This is a genomic window from Spirosoma pomorum, assembly GCF_054776615.1.
In genome coordinates this window covers 145,259-162,181 of the sequence record NZ_BAAHBP010000025.1, presented here as the reverse complement: position 1 = coordinate 162,181, position 16,923 = coordinate 145,259, and the positions used below count along the sequence as shown (strand labels likewise).

The window sequence follows — 16,923 nt, the reverse complement described above, 5'->3', positions numbered from 1 at the left end:
GGTAGTAAATGACTATCAACAACATCAGGGCTTTTCCGGTTTGTTACGTAGTGAACCCTTACATACGCGCTAAAATCACCGGCCCGGCTATTGCGGGCGTACTACTCTCCATAACGCCCATCGTTTTTACGTCGGTGCTGACATACTATGCCGTCATCTACGAAAAAGTTATTGCTGGATTCACGGGCTGGGAGTGGGCGATCATTACGTTAGTCTGCACGATTACATCGGCCGCACTAACGCCACCGACCATACTCGCACTCATATTTGGTTATTTTCTGGGTTGGCATGCAGTACTGCCCATTTTCGTAATTAATCTGGGCGGAATATTGATGATCAACCTGTTGGTCCGTTGGGTTGACCATGATCAGTTTATCAAGTTTTTACGTCGTAATCCAAAAGCACAATCGGTACTGGATCGGATTCGTGGCAAAGAACTGGAGGTGATATTCTTCGCTAAACTCTCACCTATTCTACCGTTCGGCCTGACCAATCTTTTGTTTGCGCTATCGGGGGCTAGACTCAAGAACATTCTGCTGGGAGGATTTCTGGGGATGACGCCCCGCTCCTTATTGGCCGTCTGGTCGGGTTATGAGGCTCACGAAATACGCACGTTGCTGGACAATCCAAATAGTAGCCTCTGGACGCAGGTAATTGTTATTGGACTAATTGTTGTGTCCATCGCCGGACTGTGGCAGGTAGTGCGTCGGGCGCTTCGCTAGTTCGTTAGCAGTCAAGTCAATCAGCCGGTTGTGTCCCGTTTTGAAAACGGTCAGATGATACGTTTGTAACCGCCAAAACAGTGGCCAGACGTGATGACCTGGAATAATTCGGTCGAACGCGCCCAGAAATAACCAGACCGGAATGGTACGCTGGTTCAGGCGTAGACAAAGGCCGGCTAGGTCGGGCCAGATCAACCGAGATTGCGTCCAGACATCGTATACAAGCTGCCGCTGACCAGGCGTACTGAGCGAATGTTCTACAAAGCGCATGACGGTTCGATTGAGCAAGCCAAGTTTCGTCAGCGTATGACCGAAGTGGTTGAGCAAGGACAAGTGATCAAGCGTATAGCGAAATAAGGCACGTCCAAGCCTGGACTGCGTTGCCAGATCGTACCAAAAGTTGCGAGTAATTCCATCAGGTGCAATCAGGTACAAACCCGTGATACGATTCGAAAACAACTCCGACGTGGTCAGCGCAAACCGTCCCCCCAGGCTAAAGCCCAGCACGGAAAACGAATCGATATGATGAGTCTGTAAAAAAGCGCTCAGTAACCTTTGCCAATCCGTTTTAGTTAGTAGTTGAGCAGAATCAATCTGACTACCGCCGTGAAAAAATAAGTCAGGTGCGTATACCGTGAATACGTGGCTACTGATCTGTTCCAGCGGGAGGAAAACGTGACCAGTCTGACCAAAACCATGAAATGCTAGCAGGGGATTTGGACCGTGACCAAAGATTCGGTACGCGATTGTATAATGCTCGAACGAAAAATAATGAACAGCATCGGCTCCGGTCATACCGGTAAAGTTGCGTAAAACTCAACGAATCATGCAAACCTTCGCCAATCTGGCTGAATTTTTCGCGCAGGCCGGACAACCGCTTGGTGAAACTGGCTACATGCCAATCACTCAGGAAATGATCGATCAGTTCGCACAGGCGACGGGCGAACCGACACAGGCTGGTGCTTACAATTTTTTGACACTTGCTTTAGCGCCTAAGCTGCTCAATCAGCTGATCAAAATTGATTCGGTTACGTCAATGGTGACATACGGCGCCAACAAAATTCGCTTTAACGAGGCAGTGCCAGTAGATAGCCAACTACGACTTAAAGCGTGGCTGCATCATGCGGAGCCGCAGAATGACAACGAAGATACCAATGGCGTCCGAGCTGTTATCGAATGTGCCTTTGAAGTAGAGGGAGAACAAAAACCTGCCTGTACCGCAGAACTGCTTGTGTTGCTATTTGAATAATTGTCCTGGCAGACGGCTTTTTTTGAAAGAAGTCATATAGTATGCATGCATACTATATGACTTCTTTTTATTTTAGCATTTACTTACCAGATTCATCAGAAGCATATGACAACGACAGGGCTGGAATTGCAGGGGTTAAATTTCAATTTGTCGGAAGAGCACCGCGCTGTGCAGGAGGCCGCCCGCGATTTTGCGCAGCATGAACTCCTGCCGGGCGTTATTGAGCGCGATAACGAATCTCGTTTTCCGGCGGCCCAGGTCAAACGGATGGGTGAGCTGGGCTTCCTGGGTATGATGGTAGCGCCTGAATACGGCGGGAGCGGGCTGGATACCGTTTCGTACGTTCTGGCCATGGAAGAAATTTCCAAAATTGATCCATCAGCTGCGGTTATTATGTCGGTCAATAACTCGCTGGTTTGCTTTGGTCTGGAAGCGTATGGAACCGAGGAGCAAAAACAAAAATACCTGACCCGTTTAGCTACCGGTGAGGTACTCGGTGCCTTTTGCTTATCCGAGCCCGAAGCGGGTTCAGATGCTACGTCCCAGTCAACTACTGCTGAAGACAAAGGCGACTATTATTTGATCAACGGAACAAAGAACTGGATTACCAACGGCGGGTCATCAAGTATTTGCCTGGTAATTGCTCAGACAGATCGTGAAAAAAAACACCATGGTATCAACTGTCTGGTCGTAGAAAAAGGTACTCCTGGTTTCGTAGTAGGTAAAAAGGAGGATAAGATGGGAATCAGGGCTTCTGATACCCACTCGTTGCTGTTTACAGACGTGCAAGTGCCCAAAGAGAACCGTGTTGGTGAAGATGGTTTTGGTTTCAGGTTCGCTATGACAACGCTCAACGGTGGTCGTATTGGTATTGCGGCTCAGGCACTGGGTATTGCTGCTGGCGCCTACGAATTGGCACTAAAATACAGTCAGGAGCGAAAATCATTTGGAAAGCAGATTTTTGACCATCAGGCTATTCAGTTTAAACTGGCCGACATGGCGACACGAATCGAGGCAGCCCGGCTACTGGTCTATAAAGCAGCTCGCTTGAAAGACGAACATAAGGATTACGTACAGGCAGCTGCGATGGCTAAATTGTTCGCTTCTGATGTTGCGATGTGGGCTACGACGGAAGCCGTACAGATTCACGGCGGCTATGGATACGTCAAAGAATTTCACGTAGAGCGGCTTATGCGTGACGCAAAAATCACCCAGATATATGAAGGTACGTCAGAAATACAAAAACTAGTAATCGCCCGTGAGCTGCTCAAGTGAGTATTTTTCTTAGTAAAATATAATTATTCAAAAAGTTGAAAGCGCATTTAATCTAAAAATGTGCTTTTTTTTATGTTTTTCGAACTTTTAATGTTGTATTAGTTTTGTACAAATTATTAGTTTTGTGCAACTTTGGGAGGGCAACTAGTTTAGAACGCACTTCTTTCGACTATGGAAGACTACAATAAAATCATCGAATCACTGGGAGTTAAGTTTATTAAGGCCCGTAATATTCGAATTCTACAACCGATAACAATTAAAAACTTCTACGATGTTGAGAACACATTACTGATTCTCTACAACGGCGAAGTTTCGATTGGTGATGAACGAGTGAATGTTGAAGTAGGGGATATGCTATTTATTCCCGGCGGAAAACACGTAACGGTCACGTATGGTGACCCCTCTACGTCGAAAACGGTGTCGAACGAGGAGTTCATGACGCACCGGGAAGCGTACTGGGAAGGAAACCATGATCCTAAACTGATCGGGAAACTATCTGATTCGTTTGGGTACGTATCGTTCGAAGCAAAAGTATTTGACTCCGTCAATTTCTTCAATTCGCTGGATGTACCTCCATTTATCATAAAGAAGGAAGATCATCTGGCGATCACGATCAATCAGATCCTGGCTGAAGATATGACTGATCTGGCTGGCAAGGGTCGGATCATCAAGATCAAAACGGAAGAGATCGTTATTGAAGTTGTTCGCTACATTCTGAAAAACCGCCTGTTTGTCGAACAGTTGGTAACGAACAGTACTTACTTCAAAGATCCACGTCTGATCGATATCTTCGCTTACATCAAGGATAATCTGGGCGGTGATCTGTCGAATAAGGTGTTGGCGAACGTAGCAAACGTATCGGAAGATTACGTGGGGCAGTACTTCAAAATGTTGACTGGGATTAATCCACAGGATTACATTGAGTACCAGCGAATGGAGGCCGCTGTTGGTTTACTTCGGACGAGTAAGAAAAGTATCCGGGCCATTGGTGCCGAAGTTGGCTACAAGGACACCGCTTATTTCTGCCGTCGTTTTAAGATGATGTTTGGTATTCCAGCCGGTAAGATGCGTCGTCGGGAATCGTTGATGAACGTATAGCTTTACAGCTATTCTATAAAGAACGAAACGAGAGCCAGTGGTTTTATCCAACTGGCTCTCGTTTCGTTTAGAATACCTATTGCAGATTTACCGTAATGGGAAGCGTATAGAAAACAGCAACTGGTTGGTTATTCACTTCGCCCGGACGCCAGCGAGGCATTTTTTCAATAGCCGTGATAACTGTTTTCATAAACGACTCCATGCCTTTCTGGGTCATCTTGTCGGCAGATTTCGTTACCACACGTACATCTCTTACCACACCGTCTTTATCAACGATGAATTTGGCATCTACGGGGTCGGCGTTCCGGTTCTTGCGAATCAACGAACCAGGATACTTGATATTCTGTGCCAGGTATTGCGTTAAGGCCGCTTGACCGCCCGGAAACTCAGGCTGGCGTTCGGCGACCGTATAAACAAGCTCTTTACGTGCCTGCCCGTGAGATAGAGTAGCAAGTGACAGGCAGAGAGTGCTTAGTAAAAGAAAAGTAAAGACGAATTTCATGGCGTTTGAACAACAGATTGGTTGAGTTGCCGTACAACATTCGATAGTTCGGGCAACAGGTCAGGATCGTTTTCTAGTCCATTCCCAACAACGATCATATCGGCGCCGGCTCTTAAGGCTTCGTAAGCTTTTTCGCCAGAGTTGATACCCCCACCAACAATAATTGGTACGTCTACGGCGGCCCGAACAGCAGCAATCATTTCTGGAGATACTGGACGACGTGCACCACTACCTGCATCGAGATATATAAGCTTAAGCCCAAGCATTTCGCCAGCCATAGCCGTACAAGCCGCTACACCCGGCTTGTCGTGGGGTAATGGAGTTGTGTTGCTAATGTAGGAAACGGTCGTCTGGGTACCACTATCGACCAGCATATAGCCAGTAGGTAGAATTTCAAGGCCGCTTTTTTTCAGCAGTGGAGCCGCAATAACATGCTGGCCGATCAGGAATTCGGGATTGCGGCCGGAAATAAGCGACAATAACAACAAAGAATCGGCTGAAGAATCAATGTGAAGCGGATTGCCCGGGAAAAGAACGATAGGCTTCGATGAGTGCTGACGAAGCGTTGCAATTACCTCCTGGTGACTGTAGTCGGTTACTAAGCTACCCCCAACCAGAAACGCATCGACAGGATAATCCTGCATACGGTGAAGTAATTTAACAAGAATGTCCTGCTCCACCTTATCAGGGTCAAGCAGGACAGCAAGCGCTTTCTTTCCCGACAGCTTATGTGCCTGGAGTATAGTCAACAGGCTTTGCGGGCGCTGACTCGTGGTATTCTGTTGGGCTCGCGACTGGATTGACGGCATTATTTTGACGGATGCGGGCTATAAAGCTTGTCAGCTGTTCGCGGGCGATATTCGTTAATACGGACGTAACTAAACCACCGATTAAACCGCTCGCGGCCGCTGATTTTTGCGTTTTTTCTGCCTGCCGTTTTACAGTTTTGTGGGCTGGCGAAGCAGCACGTAGCGCGTCTTCGTCATCCTCATCATATTCGTAATCTGCTTCATCGGGTTCGCCATATTTCTCAGCGTAACGGTACTCGGCAGATTTAGGCAACACAGCATTGACAACCAAATATACGGCTAAACTGACACCCGCTACAAACGCAGCTGTCTTGCCAATTTCCGATGCATCTTCTTTAATTGTATCTACTCCGTCAGTAATCGATGATTTAAACCGCTCGGTAGCAGCCATCAATTGAGCACGCCGTTCGGTTGTATCAGCAAATAATATTTTAGGATCTTCCATTTCGTTATTTTCTGCTTATTGGTTTTACGATAAGATCAGTACGCTACTTATTGGCAGTGAACTGCTGGATAATTGTTACTAGCTGATTCTTGGATCAGGATTTATTAGGGAACGGTTCTGATCCTGCAAATCCCGGATAGCGTCCTTTTTTTCCTCTTCTTTCTTTTCTTGGCTCTTCTTGATAGCACTATAAGCTATCACTCGAATTCGAGCCTTAAAAAAGTTCTTCGCTGCATACCAAAGAACAGTCATTAACAAAAAGAACAAAGCCACAATCAGAAAACCTAAGTAGCGGCTGTTGGTCACTTCATTCAGATAAGCTGCCAGGAGGCTAAACAGGAAAATAGTTGTCATGCTGCCCAAAAGCGCCAGAACGACACCGTGGATGCCGACAACGACGCCTTCTTCGATCTTACTGCGTGTTTCTAGTGTAAACAGTTCAATACGAGCTTCCAGATAGCGGAATATATTTTCCCGAATTTCCTCTAAATGTTCTAGCATGGTTGTGCTTATTAAAAAAAGTATCCTTTGCGATATTTACCAGAAAACGACGTGTTTGTTTTTAAAAAACGCAAAAATCATCTACTGTACGACCTTTCGCTGATCACTGGGTGACTTGGTACGTAAAAAATTGAGCCTAAAAAAGGCGATTAACCCAGTGAGCTACCAGGTCGATCGCCAATGAAATTTGACACAAATAAGGGCTGGAATATGCAGTATAGATTACATCACATAGATCAGTCGAAAAGGGATTAGGTACTAACCAGCACTGTTTAGTTAGACTGTCGTAGCTTAGCTTCGATCGTCTGTTGCGTGTGTGGTACTGCGCGGAGCCGCTCTTTAGGAATCAGTTTACCCGTGTCTTTGCAGATACCGTACGTTCCGTTTTTGATGCGGACCATAGCAGCGTCCAGCTGTTGAATAAATTTCTGAAGCCGGGCTGCTAACTGATTAAGGTTTTCTCGCTCGCTGGTATCAGCCCCATCCTCCAGTAATTTTGAGTTGCCGGATGTGTTATCCGTACCGCTGTCATTACGCTTGCTTAGGGTTTCCTTAATGTAATTCAGTTCGCTGCGGGTAGCATCCAGCTTTTGGCTGATAAGCTCCTCAAACTCCTTTAGATCCTCTTCAGAGTATCTTTTTTTCTCTTCTTTCACCATCGCAAAGGTTTGCTTTTACAGTGTGTACGTACTGTACACAAAATTACAGGATTGTCACCGGTATTTCAATAAGGGTGTAGCCCGTAAAAACTTTTTTAAATTTTTATCGAATCGTCCGATTGCCTTTTTACCAATCAATATTTGGTTTGGTTAGCTAACTTTTAGTAAGTGTTCTGTTGTTAGGAAAAGTATCATATAAACCTTTCATTATAATTTTTAAATTAATTGTAGATAAAATAGGCTTATATTATGAATGACGTTGATTTGTTAATTTTGTTGTACACTTCATCAGCAAATGAGTTTTAGTAGATAAAGTAACAAATAGCCATGGCTTACATTGAACCAGCTCCGATAAAAGATAAAGAAAATCCGCTCGAATCGATGATGTCCCGATTCGATGCTGCTGCTCATCTGCTGGGCATTTCGGCAGAGATGTACGATATCCTCAAAGTGCCTGCTCGCCAAGTGATTGTCGGTTTGCCAGTCACGATGGATAACGGCAGCATTAAAGTATTTGAAGGATACCGGGTTATTCACTCCAATATTCTAGGACCAGCTAAGGGAGGAATTCGACTTGATCCCGGCGTCCATCTGGACGAGGTGCGGGCTCTAGCGGCCTGGATGACCTGGAAATGCGCCGTTGTGGACATTCCGTACGGGGGAGCAAAAGGCGGCATTGCCTGCAACCCACGCGAAATGTCAGCCGGCGAGATCGAACGCTTGATCCGTCAGTATACGGTAGCGATGCTCGATGTCATTGGTCCTGATCGAGACATACCTGCGCCCGATATGGGAACTGGTCCGCGCGAAATGGCCTGGATTGTGGACGAATATTCTAAGGCGAAAGGCATGACCGTAAACAGCGTCGTAACGGGTAAACCACTGGTGTTGGGTGGGTCACTGGGTCGTACGGAAGCTACGGGGCGGGGCGTAACGGTTGCAGCTCTGTCAGCAATGGATAAACTGCGCATGAACCCATACAAAACTACGGCGGCCATTCAGGGCTTCGGAAACGTTGGTTCATTTGCGGCTGAACTGTTGCACGAACGGGGCGTAACGGTTGTTGCCGTCAGCGATATTTCGGGGGGCTACTATAACGAGAACGGTATTGATATCACTGCCGCGGTAGCCTATCGGAATGGTAACAAAGGTTCATTAGAAGGCTTTGCCGGAGCGGAGAAGATCTCAAACGAAGAATTACTCTCACTTCCAGTCGATGTCCTGGTGCCGGCTGCGAAAGAAGATGTTATCACAGAAGACAATGCCGCTTCAATCCAGGCAAAAATGATTGTAGAAGGTGCTAATGGTCCAACATCAGCCAGCGCTGACGAAATCATCAACAGCAAAGGTATTCTGGTTGTACCCGACATTCTGGCAAATGCGGGTGGTGTTACGGTTTCCTATTTCGAGTGGGTGCAGAACCGTATCGGCTACAAATGGACGCTAGACCGGATTAACCGTCGGGCTGACCGGGTAATGAAAGATGCCTTTGACCGGGTGTTTGATACGTCGCAGCGTTATCAGGTACCGCTTCGTCTGGCTGCCTACATTGTAGCCATTGACAAAGTAGCTAGTACCTACAAATTCCGGGGTGGTTATTGATCGCCATATCGAATTAAAAACGACAAGGCCCGACATGCGAAACATGTCGGGCCTTGTCGTTTTTACGAAACTAGACTAAGCTTTTTAAGCTTTGGCTTGTGTGGTTGCTGGAGCTAGCTTTTGTACAGAGCCGTAAGCCGGACAGTTACTTCGACGTGAGCAAGCACCGAGCGAAAGCGTCGCCAGCGCAACCGATAAGATCAGTAGTTTTTTCATGAATACGTTAGCTTGTTTAGTGGTTGAATCGGCATGCGTCCATAATCTGATAACGATCTGACTGCTAGAAACGTACGTCTATTCAAGCACATTATACCGCAAAGATGGTGCAAAAAAAACGCCATCTCAACAGGGCAAGTTTTATTCCTTGGCCAGTTCGGCTTCTTCCTCCCGTTCTTCGGCCGCTTCAGTCGCTTCAAGTTCGGTCATGCCAGGCTCGGCGTCGCCGTAACCCAAGATCTTCAACATAACCTCGCTGTTCTGCTCAGATGCAAATAACCGAGTGCGTAAGTTACCGTTCTCATCCTTATCAACGATGACATGCTGAGGTGCCGGTACCAGACAATGCTGAATACCACCGTAGCCACCTAACGACTCCTGATAGGCACCCGTATGGAACAAACCTACGTATTGATCTTCGGCGTCCTGATCGAAAATTGGTAAGTACAGGTCAGCGCTGTGCGGCTCAGTATTATAAAAATCGTGCGAGTCACAAGTAAGGCCGCCCAGGTTCACTTTCTGGTACGGATTGTCCCAGTTATTGACCGACAGCATGATGTACTTCTGGCCGAGACCCCACGAATCAGGAAGCTGCGTGATGAACGAACCATCAATCATGTACCACAACTCCTTGTCGTTCTGTAGCTTCTGATCGATTACTTTGTAAATAACTGCCCCACTTTCGCCAACCGTGTACGAGCCGAATTCGGTAAAGATATGCGGCACCGGTACATTGTTCTTGTTGCAGATCCACTGAATACTCTCCACAATCTGGTCGATCATGGCTTGGTAATCATACGTAAACTGGAACGACGTCTGGATGGGCATACCTCCACCAATATCGATCGAATCCAGATCCGGGCAGATTTTTCGGAGCTCACAGTACTTGTACATGAAGCGGCTTAACTCACTCCAGTAATAAGCGCTGTCTTTGATCCCCGTATTGATAAAGAAGTGCAGCATTTTCAGCTTGAACTTCTCATTTGGCTGAATCTTAGTCCGATACAGCTCATTAACATCGCTGTAACGAATACCCAGTCGGGAGGTGTAGAACGCAAAGTTAGGCTCCTCATCCGTAGCAATGCGGATACCGAAATTCACCGAATCAGCGGTAATGCTATTTTCGTAAGCTTCGATTTCTTTGAGGTTGTCCAGCACCGGGATGCAGTTTGAAAACCCTTCGTTGATCAGCTCACTGATGTACTGGGTATACAACGGCCGTTTATAGCCGTTGCAGATGATATACGTGCTCTTCGAAATTTTACCGAGCTTGTGTAATTCCCGCAGAATGGGAATATCATAAGCCGACGATGTTTCCAGATGTATATTGTTTTTCAGGGCTTCTTCGAGTACGAACCGAAAGTGCGATGACTTCGTACAATAGCAGTACGTATAAGACCCCTTATAATTATACCGCTTCATGGCATTCCGGAACAGCAGTTTAGCGTGTTCGATATGCTCTGTAATCTTAGGCAGGTAAGTTAGTTTAAGTGGCGTACCGTACTGTTTAACAATATCCATCAGTGGGACATTGTTGAACATCAGTTCGTTATTTTCAACATTGAACTCCCGGGTTGGAAATTCGAATGTCTGGTCAATCAGATCATAGTATGTCTTCATCCCTATGGTTGACGCGTAAAAAAAGGAGTTTGTGCGATCAAAAACAGGCGCGAATTTGGCGTCTATACTTGGGCTTTACAAGGAAAGCCTTTTCATAAGTTAGTCAACGAAAAAGATCGGGGTTTGATTCGGGGAGGCCACAAATTTTACATTGGGAAAACAATGAGGTACCGTTGAGCCAATCGCTGATTTAAGCATTCGCAAAATAACAGACAGGCTGCATGGTTCCCTTTGGTAGGCTTTGGCTATCAAACCAAAAAGAACGGCTACTTTTGCTTCCCGACACTGAATTTTATTTTTAGAATGTCCCAAGCCATCCACTTCATTGCCATTGGCGGTAGTGCTATGCATAGTCTCGCACTGGCGCTTCAAAAACAGGGATATATCGTTACTGGCTCCGACGATGTTATCTATGACCCATCCAAAACCCAATTGGAACAGCATGGGTTATTACCGACGGAGTTAGGCTGGTTTCCGGAAAAAGTAAATCAGGCCAATGCAATTATTGTTGGCATGCACGCACGTTCGGATAATCCAGAGTTGCTGCGAGCGCAGGAACTGGGCCTGCCAATTTATTCTTATCCAGATTTTGTTTATCAGCAAAGTCTACAGAAACAACGGGTCGTTATTACGGGAAGTCACGGCAAAACGACGATAACGGCCATGATTCTGCACGTAATGCAGTACCATAAGCGCCTGTTCGACTTTTTGGTGGGAGAGCCGGTTGCAGGATTACCGGGAACAGTTCGACTGTCGACGGGGCAGGACGGGTTAGCTGCGCCAGTCATTATTATTGAGGGCGACGAATACGCGTCATCACCCATTGACGCCACACCCAAGTTTCTAAACTACCGTCCCCACATAGCCCTGATCAATGGCATTGCCTGGGACCATGTGAATTTATATCCGACTTGGGACGCCTACGTTGATCCCTTCGAGCAACTAGCTGAGGACATGCCCAAAGCGGGCATACTAATCTTCGATGAGTCCGACAATATGTTGGACGTCATTGGGCAGAAGGACCGGACTGACATCACCAAAATACCCTACTTAGCGCATCCGAGTGAAGTTGTCGAGGGACAGACGTATTTAGTTACCAAAAAGCGCAGTGGTGTTCCATCTCGACGGATTCCGATAGCTGTTTTTGGTGAGCACAACATGAAAAATATTGCTGGAGCTATGGCCGTCTGCGATCGCCTGGGTATTACCGAAGATCAGTTCTACGAGGCTATTCCGTCGTTTGTGGGCGTGACGCACCGGCTGGAAAAAATTGCGGAGGCTAACAGACGTACTGTGCTGCGGGATGCGGCTCATGCGCCCGCCAAAGTGGAAGCCGTAACGGAGGCTGTCCGGCGGCAGTTTCCAAACCAACGCTTACTGGTTGTGGTGGAGTTGCATACGTATAGTAGTCTGAATAAACCGTTTCTGGGCGAATACGAAAGGACGCTGGAGCCCGCCGACGCGGCTGTGGTGTATATCAACAGCAATGGTCATCCGGTTGATATTACCGCTTCGGATGCAGAAGAAGCGTTTGCCCATAAGAATCTGCGGGTATTTACGAACGTAACGGAATTGCAGAGATACCTTGTTGAGCAACGCTCCGCTGCGGACGTATTTTTGCTAATGAGTTCCGGCTCATTTGGTGGGATGGAAATCGATAAACTGGCTAGTCAATTGACTGGCGAATAATTAATACAATCGTGGCAACTCAAAGTCTTGTTGTTTACTGCGCGTCCAGTGTGGGCGTTAATCCAATTTATAACCAGGTAGCGACTGAACTGGGCGAAAAAATGGCCGCCCGGAATATCCGGCTGATCTACGGTGGGGGTGGTTTTGGCCTGATGGGTAACGTAGCCGATGGCGTCCTGCAGAACGGGGGCGAGGTAACCGGAGTTATTCCTAACTTCCTGGCCGATCTCGAAGTGGCGCACAAAACGCTCACGGAAATTCACTTTGTGGAGACCATGCACGAGCGGAAATACAAGATGGTGCAGTTGGCGCGGGGCGTTATTGCCCTGCCCGGTGGCTACGGTACGCTCGATGAACTGTTCGAGATTCTGGCCTGGCGGCAGTTGAAAATCTACGATGGCCCCGTCGCGATCATCAACACAAATGGTTTTTATGACCTGATGCTACAGCAACTGGATCGGATGGTCGAGGATGGTTTTCTCCGGGCTGAGAACCGGGAATTGCTCTTGGTAGCCGAATCTGTCGACCAGGTATTGGAACAAATCGCCGACTTCTGGGCGAACGTATAACATCCGTTTTGGCCGAAAAGAAAAGGCTCCTGCTGAACGTAGGAGCCTTTTCTTTTTGATAACAAATCGATTACTGCAAACCAAATGCTGACAGCTTCACGAACTCACTTACCCGCGCCTGGATTTCGTCCTGGCTCAGGTTCATAATCCGCTCGGTACCAAACTTCTCGACGCAGAACGACGCCATTGCCGATCCGTAAATGATGGCCCGCTTCATGTTATCGAATGAAATATCATCCGTTTTGGCTAGATGGCCGATGAAACCACCCGCAAACGTATCGCCCGCGCCGGTTGGATCAAACACTTCTTCGAGTGGGAGAGCCGGAGCGAAGAAAATCTGATTGTCCTGAAATAACAGTGCACCGTGTTCACCTTTCTTGATGATGACCGTTTTGGGGCCCATCTCCCGAATTTTAGCGGCCGCTTTTACCAGTGCGTATTCTTTGGTCAACTGCCGGGCTTCTTCATCGTTCACGACCAATACGTCTACCATCGGCAGCAGCGTCATCAGATCGGCATTGGCGATGTCAATCCATAGGTTCATCGTGTCAAGTACAATCAGCTTGGGCCGCGTGTGTAACCGCTCAATTACCGTCCGCTGAATGGCGGGAGCCGTATTCCCTAACATCAGGTACGTACAGCCCTGGTATGACTCCGGAATGATCGGATCGAAGTTTTCCATTACGTTCAACTGCACATCCACCGTATCGCGGGTGTTCATGTCGTTATGGTATTTGCCCGACCAGAAAAACGTTTTTTCGCCTTTTCGAATCTCCAGACCATCGGTATTGATACCGTGTTGCTGCAAATCGTCGATCATGCTCTGCGGAAAATCATCGCCCACGACGGCAACCAGGTTGTTCTCGTCCGTGAAATACGACGCCGATAACGTGATGTACGTAGCGGCACCACCAATGATTTTATCGGTCTTGCCGAATGGAGTTTCCAGCGCGTCGAAGGCGACGGAGCCAACAGTTAATAAGCTCATTATTTGTCTTTTTTACGCCCAATGACGGGGCAGCGTTTAAACGGTTTTGTTTCGTCGAACAGTTTGCGGTACGTAACGTGAGTTTTTACAATTTTCGATCCCAGCTGGCTCACAAACCGAACCATGATCGGATTAAAATCACCCACCCAGTTCATCTCCAGTTCGGTGTATTGAAAATTAGGATTATGATCGGCCTCATGGGGCATCCGCAGGGCAATGGCCGCTTCTACACCTTTTCCCTGATGCTCGGGCGCCACGCCAAACACAACGCCAAACGCTTTGTGGTTGGTTTTCATGATCATGTGCCACAAAAATTTCAGCTTACCGACGAGGTCTAGCTTGCCGTTCACGTGTTTGAACACCTGATTGAGCTCGGGTAAACAAACAAAAAAGGCTACTGGCTCACCTTGGTAATAGGCGAAATAGATGATCTTCTCATCGAGAACCGGCTTTAGCTTCGTCATGAGCAGCTGCGCCTGCTCCGCCGACATCTCATGAACACCGCTATGACCACCCCAGGCGGCATTGTAAATATGCCGAAACTGCTCGGCCGCAGCGGGTAAGTCTTTTTTGTTGATTGTCCGGAAGCTGTAATCAGGATTCTGGTAAATACGTTGTGCCCGGTCTTTCACGGCCTGCGACATATCGACCAACTTCGACCAGGTGGTAGGAATCCCGAACGTAAATTGCTTGAAGTAGTCCTGGAAGCCGTATTTCTCGAAGAATGCAACGTAATACGGCTTGGTGTACGGCATGCAGTAGTTAGGCTCGCGGTCGAAACCGTCGACCAGTAATCCCCACCAGCGGTCGCGATCGCCGAAGTTGATTGGGCCGTCCATGGCTTCCTGCCCCCGTTGCTGCAACCAGGCTTTCCCGGCATCGAACAATGTAAAAGCAGCTGCCTGGTCTTCTATGCATTCAAAGAAACCGACGCCACCCGTGGGCTGGTCGTTGTCGAGGGTACTGATTTCGTAGTCGACAAAAGCTGCAATCCGGCCGATAGTTTCTTTTCGGTCGTTCAGCAGGAGGTACCGGATACACTCGCCGTTTTCGAAACGCTTGTTACGTGCCGGATCGAAAACTTCCTCTACGTCGGCATCCAGCGGCCGAATCCAATTCGAGTCATTACGGTAAAGCCGTACGGGAAATTGGATAAACTCTTTCTGATATTGGGCATTACTACCCACTTCCACTACCTGCATTGCCGAACCTAAGCGGGTCAATTCTGAAAACAAAAAGCGAATATACGCAAAAGGGTCGGGTCACCCAGATTGAGCTCAGTGAGAGGGTACCATTTTCCAATCGACAATGCGTAGATTTGCAGACGTTTTGCCGCTTACTTTTGTTGGCATAAGAACAAGGATACGTTCGGTAGAACAGGTATGTTAGCTGCCGAAGGTATCTGTCACTAATTAGATTTTTCGCCCAGTTTTTCGGGTAGAATGACCACGAATCGGATGCAGCCTCTTCACGTATACAATACGCTTACCCGCAGAAAGGAACTGTTTGAACCAATCAACCCGCCCTACGTGGGAATGTATGTCTGCGGACCAACGGTCTACAATTACGTTCACCTGGGCAACGTCCGGACCTTTCTGACCTTCGATACGCTCTACCGGTACCTGACGTTCATTGGCTACAAAGTTCGTTACGTCCGGAATCTGACCGACGTGGGGCACCTGGTGGGTGATGGTGATGAAGGCGAAGACAAAATCGGGCGGATGGCCAAGCTGGAAAAAGTGGAGCCAATGGAGATCGTACAGCGGTTTACGAATGATTTCCACACCGTAATGGCGCAGTTCAATACAATTCCGCCCAGCATTGAACCGACGGCAACTGGCCACATGGTTGAGCAGATTGAAGCGGTTCAGGAGCTGATCGACAAGGGGCTGGCCTATGAGTCGAACGGCTCGGTTTATTTCGATATTGAAACATACAATAAGAAGGGTGGGAACTACGGCAAACTGTCGGGCCGGATTCTGGACGATCTGCTGAACGAAACCCGCGAACTCGACGGGCAGTCGGAAAAACGTAGTCCATTGGATTTCGCCCTCTGGAAACGGGCTGCTCCCGAGCACCTGATGCGCTGGAGAGCGCCCTGGAGCGATGGATTTCCCGGTTGGCATCTGGAGTGTACCTGCATGAGTACGAAGTACCTGGGGCAACAATTCGATATTCACGGTGGTGGAATGGATTTGAAATTTCCGCATCACGAATGCGAAATTGCACAGGGCGATGGGCTGACGGGAAAAGATCCCGCTCGCTACTGGATGCACTCGAACATGCTGACCGTGAATGGACAGAAAATGTCGAAGTCGCTGGGCAACTCATTCCTGCCTGCCGAGCTGTTTGCTGGTAATCACAAACTGCTTGACCAGCCGTACAGCCCGATGACGGTACGGTTCTTTATGCTACAGTCGCATTATCGTAGTACGCTCGACTTCTCGAACGATGCCCTGAAAGCGGCCCAGAAGGGATATCGCCGGCTGGCAAATGGGCTGCGTATCATCAAACTGATGACGTATGACGGCTCTGCCGACGTAGCACCCGATGAGAAAAAACAGCAGGACATTCGGCAGGCGGTACAGTCGTTCTACGAAGCCATGAACGATGATCTGAACACGGCCGTCGCCATCGCGCAACTGTTTACGCTGTTGAAGTACGTAAATATGCTTTATCTAAACCAACTGTCGGCGTCGACGCTGGGCGAAGAGGTATTTACCCTGCTGAAAGAATCGTTCACGACGTTCATGGAAGAGGTACTTGGCCTGAAAGAAGAGGGAACTGATAACCAACCCGTACTGGAAGGGCTGCTGACGCTGTATCGCGAGTACAAAGAACAGCGTCAGTACGACAAGGTTGATCAAATTCGTTCGTACTTCAAAGCGCAGGGGCTGGCCATTAAAGACATGAAACATCAGATCGACTGGGCCTACGAAGAATAACCGGAATTGCCATGAACTAACTGGACATTATGTC

General features: G+C 47.9%; 17 protein-coding genes. 8 read left to right on the top strand and 9 right to left on the bottom strand.

The genetic code is table 11. The annotated features are described in order from the left end of the window. Positions 1-8 precede the first annotated feature (8 nt). Positions 9-722 (top strand): TVP38/TMEM64 family protein, encoded by a 714-nt coding sequence (locus ACYVAD_RS15345; protein WP_461140383.1) that lies wholly within the window; start codon positions 9-11, stop codon positions 720-722. On the opposite strand, the gene ACYVAD_RS15340 is transcribed toward ACYVAD_RS15345, so the two are convergent. Beyond that, positions 666-1,517, bottom strand: a complete 852-nt coding sequence (locus ACYVAD_RS15340) for an alpha/beta fold hydrolase (RefSeq protein WP_461140382.1) — start codon at positions 1,515-1,517, stop codon at positions 666-668. The two genes, ACYVAD_RS15345 and ACYVAD_RS15340, sit on opposite strands and share 57 nt — an antisense overlap. Before the next feature lie 31 nt (positions 1,518-1,548). Between ACYVAD_RS15340 and ACYVAD_RS15335 the strand changes: the two genes are divergently transcribed. The 3 genes from ACYVAD_RS15335 to ACYVAD_RS15325 all read left to right on the top strand — a co-directional run bounded on the left by ACYVAD_RS15335 (position 1,549) and on the right by ACYVAD_RS15325 (position 4,344). Further along, complete coding sequence (locus ACYVAD_RS15335) at positions 1,549-1,971, top strand: hotdog family protein (RefSeq protein ID WP_461140381.1); 423 nt, start codon at positions 1,549-1,551, stop codon at positions 1,969-1,971. Positions 1,972-2,076: 105 nt separating this feature from the next. Further along, a complete protein-coding gene (locus ACYVAD_RS15330; protein WP_461140380.1) occupies positions 2,077-3,246 on the top strand; it encodes an acyl-CoA dehydrogenase in 1,170 nt (389 codons plus the stop codon). 171 nt (positions 3,247-3,417) lie between these two features. Next, on the top strand, positions 3,418-4,344 hold the full coding sequence (locus ACYVAD_RS15325; RefSeq protein WP_461140379.1) for an AraC family transcriptional regulator: 927 nt from the start codon (positions 3,418-3,420) through the stop codon (positions 4,342-4,344). A gap of 76 nt (positions 4,345-4,420) precedes the next feature. Here ACYVAD_RS15325 and ACYVAD_RS15320 read toward each other — a convergent pair whose 3' ends face one another. The 5 genes from ACYVAD_RS15320 to ACYVAD_RS15300 all read right to left on the bottom strand — a co-directional run bounded on the left by ACYVAD_RS15320 (position 4,421) and on the right by ACYVAD_RS15300 (position 7,260). Further along, the gene (locus tag ACYVAD_RS15320; RefSeq protein ID WP_461140378.1) at positions 4,421-4,846 is read right to left on the bottom strand and encodes an energy transducer TonB; all 426 of its coding nucleotides are present in this window, start codon (positions 4,844-4,846) and stop codon (positions 4,421-4,423) included. After that, positions 4,843-5,595, bottom strand: a complete 753-nt coding sequence (locus tag ACYVAD_RS15315; RefSeq protein ID WP_461140377.1) for a phosphoglycerol geranylgeranyltransferase — start codon at positions 5,593-5,595, stop codon at positions 4,843-4,845. The genes ACYVAD_RS15320 and ACYVAD_RS15315 overlap by 4 nt, the downstream gene beginning before the upstream one ends. After that, entirely contained in the window at positions 5,573-6,100 is a 528-nt protein-coding gene (locus ACYVAD_RS15310) for a hypothetical protein (RefSeq protein ID WP_461140376.1), read from the bottom strand. The genes ACYVAD_RS15315 and ACYVAD_RS15310 overlap by 23 nt, the downstream gene beginning before the upstream one ends. Positions 6,101-6,178: 78 nt before the next feature. Then, the gene (locus ACYVAD_RS15305; protein WP_461140375.1) at positions 6,179-6,601 is read right to left on the bottom strand and encodes a phage holin family protein; all 423 of its coding nucleotides are present in this window, start codon (positions 6,599-6,601) and stop codon (positions 6,179-6,181) included. Between the two features lie 272 nt (positions 6,602-6,873). Continuing rightward, entirely contained in the window at positions 6,874-7,260 is a 387-nt protein-coding gene (locus ACYVAD_RS15300; protein ID WP_176565171.1) for a TraR/DksA family transcriptional regulator, read from the bottom strand. 327 nt (positions 7,261-7,587) lie between these two features. On the opposite strand from ACYVAD_RS15300, the gene ACYVAD_RS15295 reads away from it, so the two are divergent. Next, a complete protein-coding gene (locus ACYVAD_RS15295; protein WP_461140374.1) occupies positions 7,588-8,862 on the top strand; it encodes a Glu/Leu/Phe/Val family dehydrogenase in 1,275 nt (424 codons plus the stop codon). A 357-nt stretch (positions 8,863-9,219) separates the two neighbouring features. Here the strand turns inward: ACYVAD_RS15295 and ACYVAD_RS15290 are convergent, their stop codons facing one another. Next, positions 9,220-10,698 (bottom strand): type III PLP-dependent enzyme domain-containing protein, encoded by a 1,479-nt coding sequence (locus ACYVAD_RS15290; RefSeq protein ID WP_461140373.1) that lies wholly within the window; start codon positions 10,696-10,698, stop codon positions 9,220-9,222. Between the two features lie 303 nt (positions 10,699-11,001). On the opposite strand from ACYVAD_RS15290, the gene ACYVAD_RS15285 reads away from it, so the two are divergent. After that, the gene (locus tag ACYVAD_RS15285; RefSeq protein WP_461140372.1) at positions 11,002-12,387 is read left to right on the top strand and encodes a UDP-N-acetylmuramate--L-alanine ligase; all 1,386 of its coding nucleotides are present in this window, start codon (positions 11,002-11,004) and stop codon (positions 12,385-12,387) included. Positions 12,388-12,398: 11 nt separating this feature from the next. Continuing rightward, the gene (locus tag ACYVAD_RS15280; RefSeq protein WP_461140371.1) at positions 12,399-12,956 is read left to right on the top strand and encodes an LOG family protein; all 558 of its coding nucleotides are present in this window, start codon (positions 12,399-12,401) and stop codon (positions 12,954-12,956) included. Between the two features lie 70 nt (positions 12,957-13,026). Here the strand turns inward: ACYVAD_RS15280 and ACYVAD_RS15275 are convergent, their stop codons facing one another. Together ACYVAD_RS15275 and ACYVAD_RS15270 are read right to left on the bottom strand one after the other, a co-directional pair. Next, positions 13,027-13,944 (bottom strand): PfkB family carbohydrate kinase, encoded by a 918-nt coding sequence (locus ACYVAD_RS15275; protein ID WP_461140370.1) that lies wholly within the window; start codon positions 13,942-13,944, stop codon positions 13,027-13,029. Further along, positions 13,944-15,146 (bottom strand): hypothetical protein, encoded by a 1,203-nt coding sequence (locus ACYVAD_RS15270; RefSeq protein WP_461140369.1) that lies wholly within the window; start codon positions 15,144-15,146, stop codon positions 13,944-13,946. Before ACYVAD_RS15270 ends, ACYVAD_RS15275 begins: the two co-directional genes overlap by 1 nt. A gap of 255 nt (positions 15,147-15,401) precedes the next feature. Between ACYVAD_RS15270 and cysS the strand changes: the two genes are divergently transcribed. Continuing rightward, positions 15,402-16,889 (top strand): cysteine--tRNA ligase, encoded by a 1,488-nt coding sequence (gene cysS / locus ACYVAD_RS15265; RefSeq protein ID WP_461140400.1) that lies wholly within the window; start codon positions 15,402-15,404, stop codon positions 16,887-16,889. Positions 16,890-16,923 lie beyond the last annotated feature (34 nt).

What these genes read in the sequence shown, in the direction of transcription:
- ACYVAD_RS15320 (WP_461140378.1), bottom strand. Translation starts at nt 4,846, where the DNA reads ATGAAATTCGTCTTTACTTTTCTTTTACTAAGCACTCTCTGCCTGTCA.
- cysS (WP_461140400.1), top strand. Translation starts at nt 15,402, where the DNA reads ATGCAGCCTCTTCACGTATACAATACGCTTACCCGCAGAAAGGAACTG.
- ACYVAD_RS15345 (WP_461140383.1), top strand. Translation starts at nt 9, where the DNA reads ATGACTATCAACAACATCAGGGCTTTTCCGGTTTGTTACGTAGTGAAC.
- ACYVAD_RS15300 (WP_176565171.1), bottom strand. Translation starts at nt 7,260, where the DNA reads ATGGTGAAAGAAGAGAAAAAAAGATACTCTGAAGAGGATCTAAAGGAG.
- ACYVAD_RS15310 (WP_461140376.1), bottom strand. Translation starts at nt 6,100, where the DNA reads ATGGAAGATCCTAAAATATTATTTGCTGATACAACCGAACGGCGTGCT.
- ACYVAD_RS15330 (WP_461140380.1), top strand. Translation starts at nt 2,077, where the DNA reads ATGACAACGACAGGGCTGGAATTGCAGGGGTTAAATTTCAATTTGTCG.
- ACYVAD_RS15290 (WP_461140373.1), bottom strand. Translation starts at nt 10,698, where the DNA reads ATGAAGACATACTATGATCTGATTGACCAGACATTCGAATTTCCAACC.
- ACYVAD_RS15270 (WP_461140369.1), bottom strand. Translation starts at nt 15,146, where the DNA reads ATGCAGGTAGTGGAAGTGGGTAGTAATGCCCAATATCAGAAAGAGTTT.
- ACYVAD_RS15340 (WP_461140382.1), bottom strand. Translation starts at nt 1,517, where the DNA reads ATGACCGGAGCCGATGCTGTTCATTATTTTTCGTTCGAGCATTATACA.
- ACYVAD_RS15295 (WP_461140374.1), top strand. Translation starts at nt 7,588, where the DNA reads ATGGCTTACATTGAACCAGCTCCGATAAAAGATAAAGAAAATCCGCTC.
- ACYVAD_RS15335 (WP_461140381.1), top strand. Translation starts at nt 1,549, where the DNA reads ATGCAAACCTTCGCCAATCTGGCTGAATTTTTCGCGCAGGCCGGACAA.
- ACYVAD_RS15285 (WP_461140372.1), top strand. Translation starts at nt 11,002, where the DNA reads ATGTCCCAAGCCATCCACTTCATTGCCATTGGCGGTAGTGCTATGCAT.
- ACYVAD_RS15325 (WP_461140379.1), top strand. Translation starts at nt 3,418, where the DNA reads ATGGAAGACTACAATAAAATCATCGAATCACTGGGAGTTAAGTTTATT.
- ACYVAD_RS15275 (WP_461140370.1), bottom strand. Translation starts at nt 13,944, where the DNA reads ATGAGCTTATTAACTGTTGGCTCCGTCGCCTTCGACGCGCTGGAAACT.
- ACYVAD_RS15305 (WP_461140375.1), bottom strand. Translation starts at nt 6,601, where the DNA reads ATGCTAGAACATTTAGAGGAAATTCGGGAAAATATATTCCGCTATCTG.